The sequence below is a fragment of the Nocardia sp. NPDC051911 genome (genome assembly GCF_040681035.1).
Taxonomy (GTDB): domain Bacteria; phylum Actinomycetota; class Actinomycetes; order Mycobacteriales; family Mycobacteriaceae; genus Nocardia; species Nocardia sichangensis.
Genome location: NZ_JBFAXY010000017.1, coordinates 14,536 through 31,803, shown reverse-complemented (window position 1 = coordinate 31,803; position 17,268 = coordinate 14,536). Strand labels below are relative to the sequence as shown.

The window sequence follows — 17,268 nt, the reverse complement described above, 5'->3', positions numbered from 1 at the left end:
TGAAATGTATGCGGTGCCGATTCTGAAGACACCGTCGATCGTTGATATCGGCGGTGCACTGCGCGGGGAGGTCGGCAGGTCCCCCGACCCGCCGACGCAGCCGATGTAGCGCACGATATCCGTCGAAGCCCTCGGTCTCGGAAGTACTGCTGGCCGCAGCAGCGTACCTACTGCGGTCCTCGATGAACACCGGCGATCGAGCAGGCGGAGTTCAAGGTCGGTCGAACTCGCCGCCCCGCGCGACCGACAGAAACGCATCCCACTCCGAGGGCGTGAACACCAACGCCCCACCGTGAGGATTCTTCGAGTCACGAACCGCCACGCGCCCGCCGTCCAGATGCGCGATCTCGACACAGTCACTACCGGCGGAACTACGAGTGCTCTTGAACCAGCGCGCTCCGGATAGATCAACGGACACAGTCGAACTCCTTCGCTGCCTGCCGCAACAGGCGTTTGCTACTCGGCACGTCCAACGCTACCCGCTGCATGACCTCGATTGCAGCCCGATAGCGGCGAACAGTGCCTGGTCGCTCCAGATAGATATCACCGGTGTAGCTCTGGACGTAGACCACCGATGGCTCCAGCACCCGCCCGTCGTTGTCTGCTGCAAAGTCCAGAATTGTGAACGGTCCGGTGGAAGTCCCCAGCGGATATCCTGCCCCGAATGGAAGCACCTGCACGCGAACATTCGGCGGCAGGTCCGCCAGGTGCCGCAACTGCACCGACATGACGCGAGGGCTACCGACCACTCGCCTGGTCATTGCTTGGTCCAGCAACAGCATCGCGTTCAGCGGGGCGATATCGCGGGTGATCAACCCTTGCCGGTTGCGACGAACCCTCACCCTCCGCTCGATCTCCTCGGCGGTATCCATCGGGAAGTACACCCGGTCGAGCGCACGCGCGTACTCGGGGATCTGAAAGATGCCGGGCAGCAGATCAGTACGGTAGCTCGTGAGATGGGAGGCCGCCGCCTCCATCTGGATGTAGGCGTTGAATGTCGGATTCACTTGATCGGGAAACTCGTCCAACCACGACGGCGTCCTCCCCTGTGCAGCGAGCGATTTCAACACCGGCAGCATGTCCACCCGCTGATACAGCCTGCACAGCCGCCGCAGATCTTCCTCCCGGACGACCACGTTCGGCGCACCGGTTTCCAAACGGTGCAGCGTCCCCGCTCCGCGCCCGATGGCCCGCGCCGCCACTTCGATGGACAACCCCGCCTCCTGCCTCATGCCGCGCAGGCAGCGGCCGAGGCTGCGGTGTGGAACGCCTCCCGTCCCGCGAATGTCGGCTTTGAGCTGCCGACAATTGCTGCGCAACGTCATAGGCGTGCTGCCGACCACCGTCACCGCATCTGGAACGACGTTCGGCGGTTGGTCGTTGCGATTCGCGGTCAGCGCACACCCACCGCTGTCTTCAGCCTGCGGATACCCCGGATCAGCAACGGGTTGTTCCGCAGGCGCGGTGGCGTGCGTTCGGGATCCAACAATTCGTTGTCCGCCAGTGGGCTGTCTTCGTCCTCGACGGTCCCCGGCTCGAACGGCACCAGGGTCCGGCCGTTGCCGCGCAGGGTCTCGACCGTGCGCAGCAGCGACGACGTCTCGGCGAGTGTGGCGTCGAACTTCGCGGGTTCGGCATCGAGATGTTCGCAGATCAGCTGGCGCCGGATACCGAGGATGGTGTCCCGCAGCAGGTCACCTTCCTCGGTGGCGGGGGTGACCTCGACGGCCAGGTCGCATTCGGTGTCGAAGCCCATCGAGCGGTTGTTGAGGTTCGACGATCCCACCCGCAGCAGCCGATCGTCAACCACCAGCACCTTGGCGTGGACGTAGATCGGCGCGCCCGCCTCGGTGACGGGATAGTAGACACCGAACCGGTTTTCGGTATCGGCCTTCCATAACAGATGGAGTAAGCGGCGGCGAGCCCCATCCATCGCCTGTTGCTCGAGCCAGCCATCGGCGTGACGCGGCAGTACCAGCACGATCTCCGGACCATTCGGCTCACGTAGCCGCGCGGCGATCGCCTCGGCGAGAGTGCGCGAGGCCAGGTACTGGCTCTCGATGTACAACGACCGCGTGGCGCCCGCGATCGCCGCCAGATACAGCGCCTCGACCTCCCTGACTTCGGCGCGGTCGGCGAGCTCTGGGAAGGTCCGCACGATACCGACATCCACAGACCGCATCGTCGGCTCCAACCCGTCCGGCCACAGCGTGTCACCGGCGATCTCGTCGACCGCGGCCAACTGCTCTCCCGTCGCCGCCTTCCACCGGGCCCGGGCCAATTCGCCGATCACCTTCGCCGCGTCGCCGTCGACGGCGGTGGTCGCGTCGTGCCATGGTCCGTACCGGTTGCCGTTCGGCTCGGTTCGGTAGTGGTTGTCGTCCCGATGGTCGCTGGTGTCCCAGCGATCGACGGTCATGTCGATACCACCGCAGAAGGCGAGCGCGTCGTCGATCACCACGATCTTCTGATGGTGCGCTGAACCGATCGGGTGCGCGCCATCGATTTCCAGGTGCAACCGCCGATCGGTCATCCAATTGACGACGAAGATCGGTGTCATCCCACGGCCGATCGCCGCGAACGCGCCGACATTCCACTTCAGCAGGTAGATGTCGAGATCCGGTCGCTGTTTCGGCAGCCAGGACAGGAATTCACCCAGCCGATTCGGCCCTTCGAGAGTCTTCTCCTGCGGCTCGAACTTGATCCGGGTATCGAAGTCCCAGCCGATCAGCACAATGCGTTTACGGGCCTGCAACATGGCGGACTTGGCAAAGCGGAAATAGTCCGCCGCGTCGACAATGCATGCCAGCCGGTCGGCCCGTGCGATCTGCCAGCAGGTTTCGCCGGGTATGAGGATTTGTCGCTCGTCGCTCATGGGTAGTCAGTTCTCTCGTCCAGCCGGACACCCGCACCGCAGGTGACCGATTCACAGTACTGCGCGGTCGCTCGCCTTCTCGGTGAGCATCGTCACCGCGATCCCGTTCCGCCCTGCTGGTCCGCGACTTCACGGACCCGGTGTGACGATGCAACCTGCTCACCCGCCCAGCAGAGGACGACCTCACCGACGCCTCTCCGCGGCAATCGAGAGTCCGTACTCGACACAGCCCCGGTCACCGACGACTACCTGACCTGGCACCTCAGCCTGCTCGGCATCCAACTCGAACACATCAGCGGTGACCGCATTCTGCAAGAAGCGACACACTCCCAAGGAAAGGAAAGGTGTACTTTGACGATCTGGAGTGACGCAGAGTGGAGCAGGGAATGACTTCAGTTCGGCCTGGACGAGAGGTTCCTCTGAGTGTCGAACGGTTCGAAGCGGTTCGACAACTCACTCTTCAAATATCGAATGTTCGGGAAGACCTCCTGATTCCCTTGGGCTGGGATGCCGGGGTCCAGGACTGCCTGCAGCGACTCGTCCGTTCCGTGCCCCGCCAACTGGACCCGGATACGCGAGTGAGGGTGGTCGCCTCCGAAGGCGAGGGGGGCGACGAGGAGGCGGCCGACTCGACCGGCGACTTCGTGCGGCACCTGCCGACGTCCATCGCCGACGTGTGGCCACCTCTGTTGGATCTCACCTTTCAGTTTCTGGGCAGCCAGGAAGCGCGCTACCGAACCGGCTTTTACGAAGACGAGATCAACGACGCGCTGGCGGCGATTCGAAACATCGCAGGATGAGAGTCCTGTCTGTCCCGATCACGCAACGCCTGGCGGGGTGGGATCGGTTCGAGCAAGACGCGTAGTCTCCGAAGGGCCGCCGGAGCGCACACGACTCCGGATGTACCGTCGGCGCGGCGACGCACCTATGCTGCGCGAAGCGTCGCCTCGTTCTTCAACGCGTCGCTGCGTGGGAACACATTTTGCAGGTAGACCCGCGGGTGTATACCGAGGTGGGGTCGTAGCCGGGTTCGGCGAGTATCGCTTCCAGCATCGTGAAGGCGATGTCCTCCGAAAGTCCAATCGGTACGCCCCCGCTATACCGGTGGGCGCGGCGCCGCTGCGTGTAGACGATGTACAGCAGGTCGAAGATCGACCTCACATCGTCGGTCTCGCGCTGGTCACTCCGCCCCTTCGAATTCAGGTCGTCGTCGCCGTAGGTGCGGCGCATGTGGTCGCCGTGGGACGGCCCCCACCACTGCATCAATGCAACGCCCGGCGTGCTGCACGTATCCCGGATCAGCAAGCACGGTGAAACTTTCGGTTGCCGAACTCGATGATGTCCGGGTCGCACCGATAGGGTTCACGGTGAAGAAAGGTGGTTATACGAACGTGTATCCAGGCGGGAAGTCACGGTGAGCGACATCGGCACCGTGGTCATCGAGGCCACCGGCGTCACCTACTATTCGCCGGAGGACGAGGCGGCGTTCTTCGGGTGGCTAGACAAGATCGCTTGCGTCGAGTCGTACTACGGACGAGTGCGCACCTTGTACCTCACCATCGATCTCGAAGCCGTCGATGAAGGCGGATTGTGTGAAATCGTCGCACTCTACCGGAGATACAACATCGACCTGAGCGAATTACGCGTCCTCGGCGCTGGCCGGGTCGGCCCCTGGTTCAGCGACCCCGATCGCTGGTGGCACGAAGGAGTCTTCGTGTAGGCCTCCGAGCCGGTCGGCCGGTTCAAGACTGCCTTCTGTGCCGAAGCCGACATAAGGGTTGCGTCATTCGATCAGAGGCAGACGGCAGTCGGGCACCTATGCGAGGGCCAGTTCCACAAGCCGACAGTAAAATCACCAAAATTGTTGTCACGTGGTTTGAGTCGCACTCCCGTACGACATCAAGTAGCCGCCGACTCTGATCTGACCAACTGATCGGTTCACGTCGACCCTGTCGTCGGGTGCTCGCAGTCCGCGAAGACGCGCGGCGTGTAGACGACGTGACCGCACATGATGCAGATGTGGGGGCGGCGAATGGCCGCCGTCCTATAAGCAGGCCAGCGACCCGACGCGTTTACGCGCCCAAACCGGGTTCGCAGGATCACCCCCAGTACTCGCCGCGCTTTTTCCGCTCTTCCACTTCGGCCAGGTATGCAGCTTCCTCGTCAGTGCCCAGTTTGTCCTCGTCGCCGAACCGGTCGCGCAGATGCTTGCACTTCTCTGGTGGTACGGCGTCGCGGCGGGCATTCCAGGCCGCGAATCCCGCTTTGATCTTCTCCAACTCCTCGGGAGAGATATCATCGTCGCCAGGGTATTCACCCGGTGCGCAGAAGGTTTTGTCCTCCGATTTTTTCGGGCATTACTGGGTTCCTTCCTACTTGGGCAATTCTCGCATTTGAATGATGGTATGACCATCTGGTCCAGGAAATTTGTCGACCACGCGAAACGGGTATCGCTTTCCATGGCTGGACCCGCAACGCGAACGGCCAGTGGTACGACAAGGACGGCCACCCCACCAGCCACGACCGCGACGCCCATCCCGGCAACTGAGCCGCAATCAGCGCCGACCGCAGAACGGTGAGCCGTTCAGTCTGGCGAACCGAAGGTCGAGTTGATCTACCTCAGCCTGGCAGCGCCGCCGCCAGTTCGGCGCACAGCGCGTCGAGTTCGGATGCGGGGATCCGAGGTGCGTCCGGGGTATCGGCGTTGTGCCACGGCACATCTCGTGCGGTGTCGGATGGGCGGGTGAAGACGTGCTGGTGGACGTGGGCCACGCTCAGGCCGGCGACGAAGGTGAAGACGTGGGCGGGTTCGAGGACCCGGCGCAGGGCGCCGATCGACGAGCGGACAGAGCGGGCAAGCGCTACTGTCTCGGCGTCGTCGAGCAGGTCGAGGGCCGCGACGTGGCGGCGAGGCTCGACGAACAGGTACCCCGGCCGCGCCCATTCGCCGTGGGCAGGCCGGTGGGTCACCAGCACGAGCTCATCGGCATGGATCACCGGGCTCACCAGCGGTCCGCTCCCACGGTGTTTGTCGCAGATCATGCACCCCCGCATGCGGATCACAGTACCGCTGCTGCGGCAGCGAGCCCCACGCTGAAGAGATCGCAAGAGCATCACCCTGGTTCAGAGCCAGTCCTTGTACGGCAATCAAGCGCCCGCCCACTCCGGCTCAGAATCTGATCCGAGCAACTGATTCGCTCCGGAGAGACCGTGCCGTCGGGTGCTCACAGTTCGCCCGATGAGCATCCGCCCCGACCCGACCCGCGTGGTTACCCCCAGTACTCGCCCCGCTTCTTGCGCTCCTCCACTTCGGCCAGGTACTCGGCTTCCTGCGGGGTGCCTAATTTGTCTTCGTCTCCGAACCGGTCGCGCAAGTGGATTCGCTCGTTTTCCGGTACGGCGTCGCGGCGTGCGTTGAATGCCGCGAATCCCGCTTTGATCTTCGCCAGTTCCTCGTCTGAAATATTGTCCTCATACGGGTATTCGCCGGGTGCGTAAAAAATCTTCCCGTTGACCTCTTCTGGCATCGTCCTTCTTTGTCCTTTCTAGGGCCGGGGCAGTTCGCGCATTTGGATGATGATGCGCCCTGTCTCCGGATCGGGAAACCTGTCTTCGATTTTGAACGGTGTATTGGTTTTGAATACGACTTCGAGTTCTTCGGGGACGCCGGAATGGTGGCCGATGTAGCGGCCGTCTGCCGACCATATTTGCATTTCCACCGGCAGGTCCTTCGCAGCCTCCGGTGTCGCGGACCCCGAGGTGAACGGCTTTTCGATGATCGTTGATCCGGGCTCGTACCGTGCCAGGTCTTCTGCGGAAATGTCCACGCGCCGGGTCACCGCCCCCTGGTAGACGGGGCACTTGTCCAATGCTGCGTCCATCGCGTCGCGTTCGGCTATCTGTGCGGGTGTCAAGGGCTCGCCGGATCGGATGGCGGTGTTGAGTGGTGCACTGTTTCCGGTGTAGCGCCCGATCGTATCGATATCCGCCCGCGGTAGATCCACCTTAGGAATGCCTTCGGGGTGCTCGATCTTGGGCAGCTCGATCGGGTCCTTCTTCGGCGGCCCCACTGGATCGGGTTTGACCGGCAGGCGCCCACCCGGGAGAGCTTCCAGGTCCCGCACGTGCCGGGCGATATCCTCGTCCATCTTCACCCCGGCCGCGATCCTGCGTTCGGTCTGCCATTGCTCGATCATGAGCCGGATCGGCCGGGCATACCGCGCACAGATCGCAGCGGCACCGGCAACACCGACAGCCGCGGAGACGCCGAAGGTGATCCAGCTCGAGGCAATCGAGATGGCCGCGTTGATGGCCAGCTCGGTCAGCAGCGCATCCCGAATCGCCTCGAGTTGGGTCTCGAGGTTGGCGCGTAGCTCGTCCAGCGCGACACGGTGGTCGCGGCAGGATTGGGCAAGATCGTTCATCGCGGCGATCACCGATTCGGCGGAAGCCTTGACCGTGCGCAGGTCTTCATCGATGAACGCGACTTCGGGTGCGGTGAGCGAATCGAAGGCCATGGCCGCCGCCTCGAGCGCGGCCGGGAAAGATGCCACCGCTTCGGCTGCCGCAGTCCGCGCCCACGTATCGCCCGCATTGGAGATGGTCGTGGCGTTGCCGTCCGGCACGATGATGCCGATCATCTCGGCGAGCCCGATGCCCTCATCGACCAAGCCATTTCCGGGACCGCCGGCCGAGGGCAACGGGATTCGGCACACCACCACCGGAGGCAGGAACGGCGGGGGCTGGGCGGGTGGAGGCGCTGCCTCACCGATGGTTGCTTTGTGTTCGGCCAGCTCGTGGTTGTAGCCGAGGGTCTGCAATATCGTGGCGTAGTCGTGCGCGGCGGTAGCGATTTTCGATACCATGCTCAGAATGGCAGCGGCCCGATTGTCGTAGGACTCGCCCCACTTCTTCGCATCCGAATACGAGCCCGCCATATTCGTAGCCATGGCCATGTTCGGCCACTCGTCATCGATGGACATCCAGAATCGCGACGCGGCATCGGCTAACTTCTGCGCGGTGTCGTAGTAGACCGGCACCGACACGTCGAGCACGGTCACCGCGGGGCCCCGCCGCCACCGCTACCGCCACGCCCGAGGATGGCGAGATTGGCCGCTACGACGTCCTCGTATTCCTTGCGAGCGGACGCGGCGGCGGACTTCATCCTCGCGAGCCCGTCACGGATCTTCGCAGCGGCAGCGGTCCACTCGGCGTGAGCCAGGGCGTGAGCTTCGGCGGCTTCACCGTTCCATGTTCCTTTCAGAGCGGCTATGCGTTCGTCTATCTCGACCAGGGAATCGGCCACAAATCCGTTCAGGCCCTCTATTCGGGCGGTTACGGATTCCAGGTGCGCGAGATCGACGCGATACTCGGTCACGGGTTCTCCCAGCGGTTTCGGTTGGATCGCGGTCAGATCGGGGGCAAGCTCAACGAGCTGTACTGGTTCGCGGCCTCCGTATCGGCGGCCGCGCTGCGGTCGACCACCACGCCCAGCAAGTCGGCCATGTCGGCCAGCGCTTCGAACACCTCGAGTGCGGCACTATGGGTCTCGTCCCAGGCGCCCGCGTATGCGCTGGCCGCCGCGCCGCGCCAGCTCGACATGAGCCCGTCGACTTCGGCACTGGCCGAATGCAACCCGCTGATGAGGGCCTGCGCGGTCTGTTGCACATAGCGCCCTGCATCGGAGACGGTTTCAGGAACCACGGTGAACGTGGTTGTGGCGGACGGGTCGTACGTCAACTGCTGTGCCCTCTCATCCCCCCACAGGATGGTTTCGAATGGTTGGACGCACCGGACAGTCATTCGGTTCCATCTAAAACTCAAACTCTCACACCGGATCTTCCGACCCAAAACCGAGTGTGATGGGCGAGCGTCGCCCGACAGGCGGACCGCGCGAGGGCGGCTCCGGGATCTGCAGGTCGAAGCAAGTGCTGACGAGCGAGTGCCCGAGAACATCCCAGTTTCGTAACACTCCATGGGCTCATCTACGGCTTCAGGTCGATCAGCGGCGACCTGTGCGATGTCGGCACGGGGCGCAGATCTCGGCGTAACCGACCTTGTCGGCACGCAAGGTGTAGATCTGAGTGTTCGATGTAGTCGGCACCACGGCAGGCTCCTCAGTCCGAGTGGTGGCCCAAGCCCTCCAACCGAGGGAAGGCGCCGCGGCGATGGTCGGCCTTTATAGTTCACACTGCGGCCGGCCATCAAGGGCGATGACGGTTGGCTGGTGATCAGATGGTTTCCAGGTGAGGACTCGGCGTGAACATATTGAGTCAACGTTGTCGAACACTCAACTATGCCGTAACCACTCCCAGTTCCGCCGCGATGCCGCTCGAGCCCGACATACCAGGAGTAACGCACGAATTCGGCGAGTGCCTGCTTCTTCTCATCGGTGTCGAGTGCGGAGACGCGACGTTCGCCCGTGCCGCAGCCAAAGCGATCCGCCGTATCGCGCGCAAGACCGACACTACTTGGATCGTCATCAATGGCTTCTCGCATCTCACCCGGCCGGGTCACGAATGCGACACCACGACGGCGAGAACCGTGCTCGCCCGGATCGCCGAACACCTGCGCGATCACGACTTCGCCGTGCACATGATGCCATTCGGCTGGAACAAGACCTGGCGCATGGAAGTACGCGACGGCGAGTGGGAGCAACGGATGACCCGCCTCCCGCCGATTCATGCCGACCGCAACGATCGCGCCCGGCTCGAAGGCGTGAGAGCTGAACGCTCGAGCTCCGAGCCCCGCGCGTTGACGAGCCCGTGACCGCCGGGAAGTAGCGGGCGCGCGAAGCGCATTTCCGCCGCCCGCAATGGCTTATCCCGGTGGTGATCGTGGGAGAAGTGCTCACCCGCACCGCGCAGCACGATGACCGCGACCTCGTCGTCCTCGGCGGCACGCACCCAGGCGGCGTCGAGTACGTCACTCGGTTGCGAGAATATTATTCTCGTATCAGGAAAGGATAGTCTCACAACTGGGCGGACACGGCGACTCGAGAACCCGATGACACACCGTTCTCCGATACAGTGCATTCATGTTCTCTGCATATGACCGAGGACCGAGGCGCCCGTGACCAGCCCGAGCGAGAAACCGGCCTGGAAGCAGCGCGCCGTCGAGCGCTCCCTTCGCACCGCCAAGTTGCGCGCCGAGGAGCGCGTGCAGCGGTTCCTGGACGCCGCCCAGGCGATCATCACCGAGAAGGGCAGCACGGACTTCACGGTGCAGGAGGTGGTGGACCGCTCACGGCAGTCCCTGCGCAGCTTCTACCTGCAGTTCGACGGCAAACACGAACTGCTGCTCGCCCTCTTCGAGGACGCCCTGAGCCGCACGTCCGACCAGCTGCGCGCCGCCGCCGACGGCCAGACCGACCCGCTGGACAAACTCCAGGTGGCCGTCGAGCTGCTGTTCGAGCTGTGCCGGCCGGATCCGTCGGCGCAACGCCCACTGTTCACCGATTTCGCATCCCAGCTGCTGATCTCGCATCCTGATCACGTGAAGGTCGCGCACGCGCCGATGCTGGCGCTGTTCACCGAACTGATGGACCTGGCCAAGAACGCGGGCCAACTGCGCCCGGAGGTCGATTCGCGCCGGACGGCGGCCATGGTCATGCAGACCGTCATGTTCACCGCGCAATCCGCGGGAGCGGCCGACGACGAGACGCAGCATCCGATCACCGCGTCCGAAGTATGGAACTTCTGCGCCCACGGTTTCGCTCGCGACTGAGAACTCCATTCTCCCAATAGAGAGTTTAACTTACACTCGGGTGCATGCCCGATCTTCGAGACCGAACTCGGAATCCGCTACATGCACACCGACGCCACCGACGCGACTCTGTGCTCGCCGCCGTAGCCGGAGCGGAATCGCTCGGGCCCCTGCGCATCTCGGTCGACACCCACGGAGGAGGCCTACTGGGGCCCGCAGGTGCCGTTCCCCGAGCGCATGGGCCCTTCCTAGGAGTACGCCGAGCTGGCCGCCGCCATCATCGAAAACGACTACCTCAACGTCTAAGTCATCCGCCTCGACGCCGCCTTGCGCTTCCCGCCGAAGTAGCCCGCTGCGCGGCGAGCGAGCCCGACTGCCTCCGTTACAGCCTCGCGGCAGCGTCCGGGTCGTCCGGCGCGGACGCGACACCGACCGCCCGCCGCGCCGGGGAACGATTTCGCTGGTTCTACACTGACCCCGCTCGGTGAGTGACGTTTAAGCTGGAATCGGACGGCCTATGCCCTGGCAGTAGGGAGCGGATGAACATCGCCAAAGCGCCTCAGCCGGAATACCGGCGGGCCTGCTTCGCCGATCTGGACGACATCGCGGCCATCGAGGCCGAGGTGTTCGCCGAGCCGTACCTGTATCTGATGCTGCGCCAACTGTTCGACCTGCACGGATCCGAATGGCTGGTCGTGGAGGTGGACGGCACGGTGATCGGTTACGCGCTGACCCTGGAGAAGAAGGGCCGGGCGTTGCTGTTCACCTTCGCGGTGGCCAAGAGGCACCAGGGCGGAGGGTACGGGCGCGGCCTGCTGAGCCGCACACTGCAGACGTGCCGGAAAGTGGGAGCCGAAGTGGTGTATCTGACCGTGCGGCCGGACAATCAGCACGCAAGCAACCTGTTCAAACGAGCGGGCTTCGAGTTCGTCGAGCACGACGACCGGTATTTCGGCCCCGGCGAGCCCCGCGACGTTTTCGAATACCGGCTGAAAGGCCGACCGCTAGACTCGTGATATGGGGGAGATCTCGCCCTTCGTCGCATCCGTCTCGACCCGGATCACAAGGCGCGCCGACGAATACACCGCCGAACTCGATCGGGGTGAGCGCTCCGAGCAGACCGAACTGGAGCGGTTCGCAGCGCACGCCGAGGCTATTCTGGCCGACTACGACCCGCCCAGCACGCGGCGGCGCTCCGATTCCCTGGTGTTCCGGCATCTGTACGCCGCCGCACGGCAACCGATACCCGACGAGGCCGGCTGGCGGGTGCCGAGCGCGATCCCGGCGGCGCTGCTGGCCGCGGAACTCGAATTCCGCGGCCCATTGCGGCTGAGCAGTCGACAGAACACCATGCTGGCCGAGGTGTACGAGCAGTTGGGCGCTCAGCTCTCCGCGGCGCGTCTGCCCGGTCACGCCGCCCTCGCCTATCGCAGAGGCGCCGCGCTGTACCGGATGAACGAGGACGACGAAGCGCAGGACCGCTGTGGTCTGCGCTTGGCGCGGGCGCGCACGCTCGCGCTGCCGCCGGGCTGGCGGCGGTGGACCGGACAACTGTCGTATGTGCTGTGCGGCTACGGGTACCGGCCGTTCTGGCTGCTCGGCTGGGTCGCGGTGCAGCTGGTGCTGTTCACCGTCGCCGCTTTGGCCCTGAACGGCAATCCCTCGCCCGCCGCCACCGTCTATACCTGCGTGACCAGCTTCATCAATCCCCTGGGCCCCGGTGACACCGAGGATCTGCGCCCGATCGCCCGGCCGTTGTTCGCCGTGGAAGCGTGGATGGGCACGGTGTCGATGTCGGTGTTCTTCGCGCTGCTGGTGCGCAAGTGGTTCCGGATGTAGCGCGACGCGGCGCTACCATTCGGCGTCGAAAGCCTTGTGCCGCAGCGCGTCCAGCGTCGCTATGGCGATACGGTTCTGCAACCGCGCGACGAGGGCGTTCCACTGGCGAGACAACCCGGGATCCGTCTGCAACTTCTGCCACAACGTCCGCATCGATGCCGGAGTGTGCGCTCCCGGCATCCACAGTCCGGTGAGATCCTCCAGCACGGGGGCGAGGATGTCGGTGCGTTCGCGACTGTGCGAGGGGAAGCGGTCGGCCTCGGCCAGCGCGTCGGTGACGACGGTCAGCAGCCAGTCGTGCGCGGCCAGGTCCTCGCAGAACCGCTGCGCCTCATGCAGATCGGCCTCGTTGCGCACCCGCATCCGGACGGTGCGCACGGTGGCGTCGTCCAGGTGCAGCTTGGCGGTGGGGCCCGCACCGCCCCCGATCCAGGCAACCCAGCGCAACCGGGTGGCGCCGGTCCGCACCGGCGGCTTCTGGTCCAGCCTGGTGTCGGCGCGCAGGCGAGCCAGCAGCCGCTCGCTGATCGAAGCCAGGTCCAACGTCTCGGAGCCGACCGGACCGGTGAGATAACCCTCGGCCAAAGCCTCAGCGCTGCCGCTTCTTTCGGGCAGGCGGCTGATGACCTCGGTCACGCCCTTGCGGCTGAGGTAGTGCGACCACGTCTGCCTGCGCCGGTTGGCCGCGCGGACCACCTGGGTGCGTGCGCTGGACTGCAGCACGCGGCCGCCGGACAGGACCGCGCTGGTCGCCACGGTCCCGACGATGTGGGCGGTCTGCTCGCCCACGGCCAGATCGCAATCGACGCCGACCGCGGTGGTCGGCGACACCGCCAGCGTGCCCGGCCGCTCCCGCCAGCGCACCGTGCAGCCCGGCATGAGCGCCAGCAGATCGCAGGCCTCGGGTCCGGTCAGCGCGGTCGCCGACGGCAGCAGGCAGGTGCGTACTTCACCGAGCACGACCAAAGGCGTGGTCGAGGCCATGTCAGGCTCCGTCGAGCAGCAGGTGCGAGAGCCGTTCGCTGACCGCGCGCGGCACCGGCACCGGTGGCACCTCTCCGCCGCCACGGACGATGGTCTGTTCGACCACGTCGTCGTCGAGATCGAGATGGTCGAGCACCAGCCGCACCGCGTGCTCGATGCCGATGTACCGCTTGGGCAGCATCGACAAGGTCTTGTAAGCGGCGAACGGCGCGGCGGACGGATTGAGCCGCACCACCGGCGGAATGTCGTGCCAGCGGCGCGGCGCGAGATCCTCGCGGCGCCATGGTTGCGGATCCACCACGGCGGCGCCGTGGTAGCGCAGCATGCCCAGCCGCAGCAGATGCCAGACCGCGGCCAGGAACGGGCACGACCAGCGCGTCACCGCCACCCCGTCGACGACGTGCTTGCTCCACAGTTCCACGTCCAGGAAGATCGAATGCTCGCGGCGGCCGAACTCCTCCGGCGGCTGATAGATCCGCTGCCGCATGGCCTGGCCGCGTTCGTCCTCGGAGGACCGCCGCCCGTTGCACAGCCAGCCCGATTCCGCGGTCGGCGGCCTGCGGCCCGTGCTCGGCGGCGCGGGCTCGGCGACGATGCGCGCGGCCACCATCTCCGCCACGGGAATCGGCTCACCGAACGCCACACCGTCGACGAACCTCGAGGCCCGCCAGCAGGCGGACTCCCGGGCCAGATAGTCGATGACCAACCCGGCTTCGTCCGCGGCGCCCAGCAGCTTGGTGAGGATGGCGGCGGGGTCGGTGTCGGGCTGGAAGTAGTCGTCGATCAGGTAGCAGGTGCTGACCCGGGCGTTCGGTCCGAACTGCACCTTGGCCGACTCGGTGAAGGCAGATACCAGCGGGACGATGCGGCGAAACTCCGCGCCGACCCGTTCGATGTCGGAACTGATGTCGTTGAGATAGAAATGCCCGACCTCGATCGACAAGTGCGACAACGGGACCTGAGCGATTCGCGGCTGTTCCGTGGCCTCGCTGTAGCCCTGTGTTTCCCCCATCTACAGCCTCTCCCAGGTCGCGTTGTCGACCAGTCGTCGAGCGAGCTCGGCATAGGCCTGCGCGGTCTGCTCGTTGGCGATCTGGGCGTTGACGTCGGCGTCGAGAATGAGCTGCTCGCGCCGTTGCAGCACCGGCTCGATCGGGGTCGAGCCGAGCACCGCCGTCGTGCCGAGCCGTTTGGCGGTGGCCAGCCGCCGCAGCGCGGTGTCCTGCTCTTGCAGCCACGCCGCCTGCGCCGGGCGCTGGGCGACACCGTCCCAGTTGGCGTCGGGCACCGCGGTGCGCACGTAACGCACCGACCCGAGCAACTCCTCCGGGTCGTGGCCGCACTCGGCTCCGGCCTTCAGCAATCCGTGCGAGCCGTACACCAGGCCGGCGGCGGCCAGGATGTGCTGGCGCGTCCAGCGGTGGAAGATCAACCATCGAGCGGTCAGCCCGCGCAGTTGCGGTAAGGCGGTCGCCTGCAACACGATCTGCAGCGCCGCGGAACGGCCCGCGCTCAGATCCACGAACACCACCCGGAACTCGTGATCCAGCGCGACCAGTAGTTCCGCGCAGCGCTCGACCACCGCGTCGTCGTCGGTGAGGAATTCGGCGCCGCCCTCGTCTCCCGGCAGCAGCACCAGCCGCCCCGAGTTGGGGCCGATCCGGCGCAGTTCCGGCCGATCGGTCGCCGCGCCCACGTCGACGCGGGCGACGGTTCCGCTCTCGCCGAGCAGGTAGGAATGCACGCCGCCGCTGGGCACGCCGCGTTCGGCCGCGCCGATCTCGAACAGCGCACCGGCCGTGGGCGAGCCGAGGTCGAAGTCTGCGTAGACGACGTTGAGGCCGGAACGGCACAGCCGGTAGGCGATGTTGCAACTGGTCACCGACCGTCCGGTGCCGCCCTTGTCGGAGGTGGAGAACACCAGCACGATGCCGCCCCTACCGTGTCGCGTCCCGGCGGGCGTAGGCCAGTTCGTCGAGCTGGACCAACGCCTGGGTGGCCAGGCTGTAGGCGGTGCCGGGACGTTCGCGCAGCACGCGGCGGGCCCGGTCCAGCGACTGCCGGATCCGGTTGATCGCAGCCTGTTTCGGCGAGCGATCCTGGCCCTCGACCTCCAGTTCCTCTTGATTGAGCAGATGCTCGGCCTCGCTGAGCAGGTCCACCGCGCGGGCGACCATCGCCTGCGGAGCCAGCGGCGGTTGCTCGAAGGTGCTGTACGCGATGACCAAGCACTCCATCATTCGCTCCGTGACGAACCAGGACGGCCCTTCCGTCCGTATGTCGCCCGTGCCGACCAGCCTGCCGATGTCGTCCCACAAACCGACCACCGAGCCGTTCCGCAGCACCCGCCGGTCGAGGTGATCCATCGCCGCCTCGGCGAGTTCCATCAACCGATCGCGGGTGTCTACGTCGGTGCGCAGGCGTGCGGCATCCAGGCAGCGTTTGAGCAGCAAGGTCGCGAAATCCGGGACGTACCAGATCAATCGGGATCCGTCGGCGACGTCCTCGCTGCCGGCCAGGTTCAGTCGCACACCCGGGAAGTGCAATGGCGCGGCCGGATCATCGACCGTGAACCGGCTGGTGATGCGCCCCCGGCGGGCAAGCTGATCGAGCACCGACACTGTGCGCGCCAGATCCTCGGTGCTCTCCCGGTAGACCAGGTCCTGGATGAGTACGGCGGCGACCACGAGACTGAAGTACTCCGATTCCTCGCCGTCGGAGGTACGCCACGGGATGTCCTCCAGCGGCCAGCGGCCACTGTCGAAGCGGGCGACCCTCGACCAGTAGTTGCGGGTCAGCTCGAAGCGCAACTGCAGCGCGTCGGCGAGCGTGCGCTGCTCGTCGGTCAGCAGATCGAGTTCCCGGATGCGCTGCGACGACAGGTCGCTGATGCCGTCCAGCGCGACGGCCGTGAAGTACAGGTAGGGACGAGATTCGGCGTGCCCGGGCGTGCTGCTGACCCGGCCGGGCACGAGGTCGATGGGTTCGGCGCTGCGCACGATGCCCCAGCTCCATCCGCATTCGAACAGCCGCCCGTCGTCGGCGATATCGATCTCGGTGGTCTGGCTGAGCCTGACCTCGTTGGCCGCCTGCACCCGCAGGCGTTCCAGCTGTGTCGACAGCCGTTCGATGACCTCGTCGGACGGCGTACGGGACTGATTGAGCATGTAGACGATCGATTGACCGTATTCGGTCTTCGGCTCCGGTGTGTGGATGACGAAACTGCGGACCAGGCCAGCCATCGCCGCGGTGAGCCGCGCGCTGACCTGTTCGATCACCATGGGGATCCGCTCGCGCAGCTGGCGAGCCTCCAGCCGGACCTCACCGCTGACGAAGCGCATGAATCCGCGCAGGAATCGCAGCGCCGCGATGCACAGACTCAACGACATCGAGTACGAGTCGACGACCTCCACCGCCTGCTGACCCGGGGTGAGCGGAGTGTCGTCGCCCGAGCGCAAGTAGGAGCCGCTGGCGAAGACCGGTTCGCCGTCGGGTCCGGTGTAGCGGCGCAGATAGTCCTCCACCAAGTCGACCAGGACGCCACCGATGCGGGTCTCCTCGCCGAACGGGGCGAGCGCGGACCGGACGTCGGGACTCATGTCGTTCGGCTGGTCCAGCGCGAACGCCGCGATCTCGGTAGCCGGATACAGCAGGCAGAGCAGTTGTTCGGCGTCGCTGATCGAGTTGGCGCCGTCGCGCCCGCCCCACGTCCACGTTCCGTTCCGATAGGAGTAGGCCAGCACCGCTCGCCACAGCTCGAGCAACTGCTGCCTCGGCCGAATCCTCATCTTTCTCGGACCTCGCCCCCGCATTCGACCGGCGGCGCCGGACGTCGTTACCTAGAGTGTGCCCCGCGAATGTTCACT

Annotated in this window: 20 protein-coding genes and 2 pseudogenes; 7 read left to right on the top strand and 15 right to left on the bottom strand. The window is 65.4% G+C overall.

Annotated features, from left to right (window positions below; genetic code table 11):
- Nucleotides 1–211 precede the first annotated feature (211 nt).
- The 3 genes from AB0L97_RS21520 to AB0L97_RS21510 form a co-directional block, all read right to left on the bottom strand.
- On the bottom strand, nucleotides 212–418 hold the full coding sequence (locus AB0L97_RS21520) for a DUF397 domain-containing protein (RefSeq protein ID WP_364432201.1): 207 nt from the start codon (nucleotides 416–418) through the stop codon (nucleotides 212–214).
- Nucleotides 408–1,325, bottom strand: coding sequence for a helix-turn-helix transcriptional regulator (locus AB0L97_RS21515; protein WP_364432399.1), 918 nt, complete (start codon nucleotides 1,323–1,325; stop codon nucleotides 408–410). Before AB0L97_RS21515 ends, AB0L97_RS21520 begins: the two co-directional genes overlap by 11 nt.
- Before the next feature lie 68 nt (nucleotides 1,326–1,393).
- Nucleotides 1,394–2,875 (bottom strand): phospholipase D-like domain-containing protein, encoded by a 1,482-nt coding sequence (locus tag AB0L97_RS21510; RefSeq protein WP_364432198.1) that lies wholly within the window; start codon nucleotides 2,873–2,875, stop codon nucleotides 1,394–1,396.
- Nucleotides 2,876–3,459: 584 nt separating this feature from the next.
- On the opposite strand from AB0L97_RS21510, the gene AB0L97_RS21505 reads away from it, so the two are divergent.
- Nucleotides 3,460–3,675 (top strand): hypothetical protein, encoded by a 216-nt coding sequence (locus tag AB0L97_RS21505; protein ID WP_364432195.1) that lies wholly within the window; start codon nucleotides 3,460–3,462, stop codon nucleotides 3,673–3,675.
- Nucleotides 3,676–3,829: 154 nt separating this feature from the next.
- Here the strand turns inward: AB0L97_RS21505 and AB0L97_RS21500 are convergent, their stop codons facing one another.
- On the bottom strand, nucleotides 3,830–4,105 hold the full coding sequence (locus AB0L97_RS21500; RefSeq protein WP_364432191.1) for a hypothetical protein: 276 nt from the start codon (nucleotides 4,103–4,105) through the stop codon (nucleotides 3,830–3,832).
- Nucleotides 4,106–4,289: 184 nt separating this feature from the next.
- Between AB0L97_RS21500 and AB0L97_RS21495 the strand changes: the two genes are divergently transcribed.
- The gene (locus AB0L97_RS21495) at nucleotides 4,290–4,595 is read left to right on the top strand and encodes a hypothetical protein (RefSeq protein ID WP_364432188.1); all 306 of its coding nucleotides are present in this window, start codon (nucleotides 4,290–4,292) and stop codon (nucleotides 4,593–4,595) included.
- A 379-nt stretch (nucleotides 4,596–4,974) separates the two neighbouring features.
- On the opposite strand, the gene AB0L97_RS21490 is transcribed toward AB0L97_RS21495, so the two are convergent.
- The 6 genes from AB0L97_RS21490 to AB0L97_RS21465 all read right to left on the bottom strand — a co-directional run bounded on the left by AB0L97_RS21490 (nucleotide 4,975) and on the right by AB0L97_RS21465 (nucleotide 8,578).
- Nucleotides 4,975–5,154, bottom strand: coding sequence for a hypothetical protein (locus tag AB0L97_RS21490; RefSeq protein WP_364432185.1), 180 nt, complete (start codon nucleotides 5,152–5,154; stop codon nucleotides 4,975–4,977).
- A gap of 340 nt (nucleotides 5,155–5,494) precedes the next feature.
- Nucleotides 5,495–5,881 (bottom strand): HIT domain-containing protein, encoded by a 387-nt coding sequence (locus AB0L97_RS21485; protein ID WP_364432182.1) that lies wholly within the window; start codon nucleotides 5,879–5,881, stop codon nucleotides 5,495–5,497.
- Nucleotides 5,882–6,144: 263 nt separating this feature from the next.
- A complete protein-coding gene (locus tag AB0L97_RS21480) occupies nucleotides 6,145–6,402 on the bottom strand; it encodes a hypothetical protein (RefSeq protein ID WP_364432179.1) in 258 nt (85 codons plus the stop codon).
- A gap of 18 nt (nucleotides 6,403–6,420) precedes the next feature.
- Nucleotides 6,421–7,935 carry a hypothetical protein gene (locus AB0L97_RS21475; protein ID WP_364432176.1) on the bottom strand — a complete coding sequence of 505 codons (1,515 nt, stop codon included), beginning with the start codon at nucleotides 7,933–7,935 and terminating at the stop codon, nucleotides 6,421–6,423.
- Nucleotides 7,932–8,252 (bottom strand): WXG100 family type VII secretion target, encoded by a 321-nt coding sequence (locus AB0L97_RS21470; RefSeq protein ID WP_364432173.1) that lies wholly within the window; start codon nucleotides 8,250–8,252, stop codon nucleotides 7,932–7,934. Before AB0L97_RS21470 ends, AB0L97_RS21475 begins: the two co-directional genes overlap by 4 nt.
- A 32-nt stretch (nucleotides 8,253–8,284) precedes the next feature.
- Nucleotides 8,285–8,578: a WXG100 family type VII secretion target gene (locus AB0L97_RS21465; protein WP_364432170.1), complete on the bottom strand. Its 294-nt coding sequence runs from the start codon at nucleotides 8,576–8,578 to the stop codon at nucleotides 8,285–8,287.
- Between the two features lie 555 nt (nucleotides 8,579–9,133).
- On the opposite strand from AB0L97_RS21465, the gene AB0L97_RS21460 reads away from it, so the two are divergent.
- Entirely contained in the window at nucleotides 9,134–9,643 is a 510-nt protein-coding gene (locus AB0L97_RS21460) for a threonyl-tRNA synthetase editing domain-containing protein (protein WP_364432167.1), read from the top strand.
- Nucleotides 9,644–9,714: 71 nt separating this feature from the next.
- Here the strand turns inward: AB0L97_RS21460 and AB0L97_RS21455 are convergent.
- Nucleotides 9,715–9,909: pseudogene (locus AB0L97_RS21455) on the bottom strand (hypothetical protein); the annotation flags it as partial.
- A 37-nt stretch (nucleotides 9,910–9,946) separates the two neighbouring features.
- Here AB0L97_RS21455 and AB0L97_RS21450 point away from each other — a divergent pair.
- From AB0L97_RS21450 to AB0L97_RS21435, 4 genes and pseudogenes are all read left to right on the top strand, one after another.
- Nucleotides 9,947–10,600 carry a TetR/AcrR family transcriptional regulator gene (locus tag AB0L97_RS21450; protein ID WP_364432164.1) on the top strand — a complete coding sequence of 218 codons (654 nt, stop codon included), beginning with the start codon at nucleotides 9,947–9,949 and terminating at the stop codon, nucleotides 10,598–10,600.
- 177 nt (nucleotides 10,601–10,777) lie between these two features.
- Nucleotides 10,778–10,885, top strand: a pseudogene (locus AB0L97_RS21445) (3-hydroxyacyl-CoA dehydrogenase); the annotation flags it as partial.
- 233 nt (nucleotides 10,886–11,118) lie between these two features.
- Nucleotides 11,119–11,595: a GNAT family N-acetyltransferase gene (locus AB0L97_RS21440; RefSeq protein WP_355075154.1), complete on the top strand. Its 477-nt coding sequence runs from the start codon at nucleotides 11,119–11,121 to the stop codon at nucleotides 11,593–11,595.
- Nucleotide 11,596: 1 nt separating this feature from the next.
- Nucleotides 11,597–12,418, top strand: a complete 822-nt coding sequence (locus tag AB0L97_RS21435) for a hypothetical protein (protein WP_355075152.1) — start codon at nucleotides 11,597–11,599, stop codon at nucleotides 12,416–12,418.
- A 12-nt stretch (nucleotides 12,419–12,430) separates the two neighbouring features.
- On the opposite strand, the gene AB0L97_RS21430 is transcribed toward AB0L97_RS21435, so the two are convergent.
- Genes AB0L97_RS21430 through AB0L97_RS21415 form a run of 4 tightly spaced genes read right to left on the bottom strand, consistent with a single transcriptional unit; the run spans nucleotide 12,431 to nucleotide 17,190 of the window.
- Nucleotides 12,431–13,402, bottom strand: coding sequence for an SCO2521 family protein (locus AB0L97_RS21430; protein WP_355075150.1), 972 nt, complete (start codon nucleotides 13,400–13,402; stop codon nucleotides 12,431–12,433).
- A gap of 1 nt (nucleotide 13,403) precedes the next feature.
- Complete coding sequence (locus AB0L97_RS21425) at nucleotides 13,404–14,414, bottom strand: SCO2522 family protein (RefSeq protein ID WP_355075148.1); 1,011 nt, start codon at nucleotides 14,412–14,414, stop codon at nucleotides 13,404–13,406.
- Nucleotides 14,415–15,329, bottom strand: coding sequence for an SCO2523 family variant P-loop protein (locus tag AB0L97_RS21420; protein ID WP_355075146.1), 915 nt, complete (start codon nucleotides 15,327–15,329; stop codon nucleotides 14,415–14,417). It abuts the gene before it with no gap.
- Nucleotides 15,330–15,339: 10 nt separating this feature from the next.
- Nucleotides 15,340–17,190 carry an SCO2524 family protein gene (locus AB0L97_RS21415; RefSeq protein WP_355075144.1) on the bottom strand — a complete coding sequence of 617 codons (1,851 nt, stop codon included), beginning with the start codon at nucleotides 17,188–17,190 and terminating at the stop codon, nucleotides 15,340–15,342.
- Nucleotides 17,191–17,268: the final 78 nt, after the last annotated feature.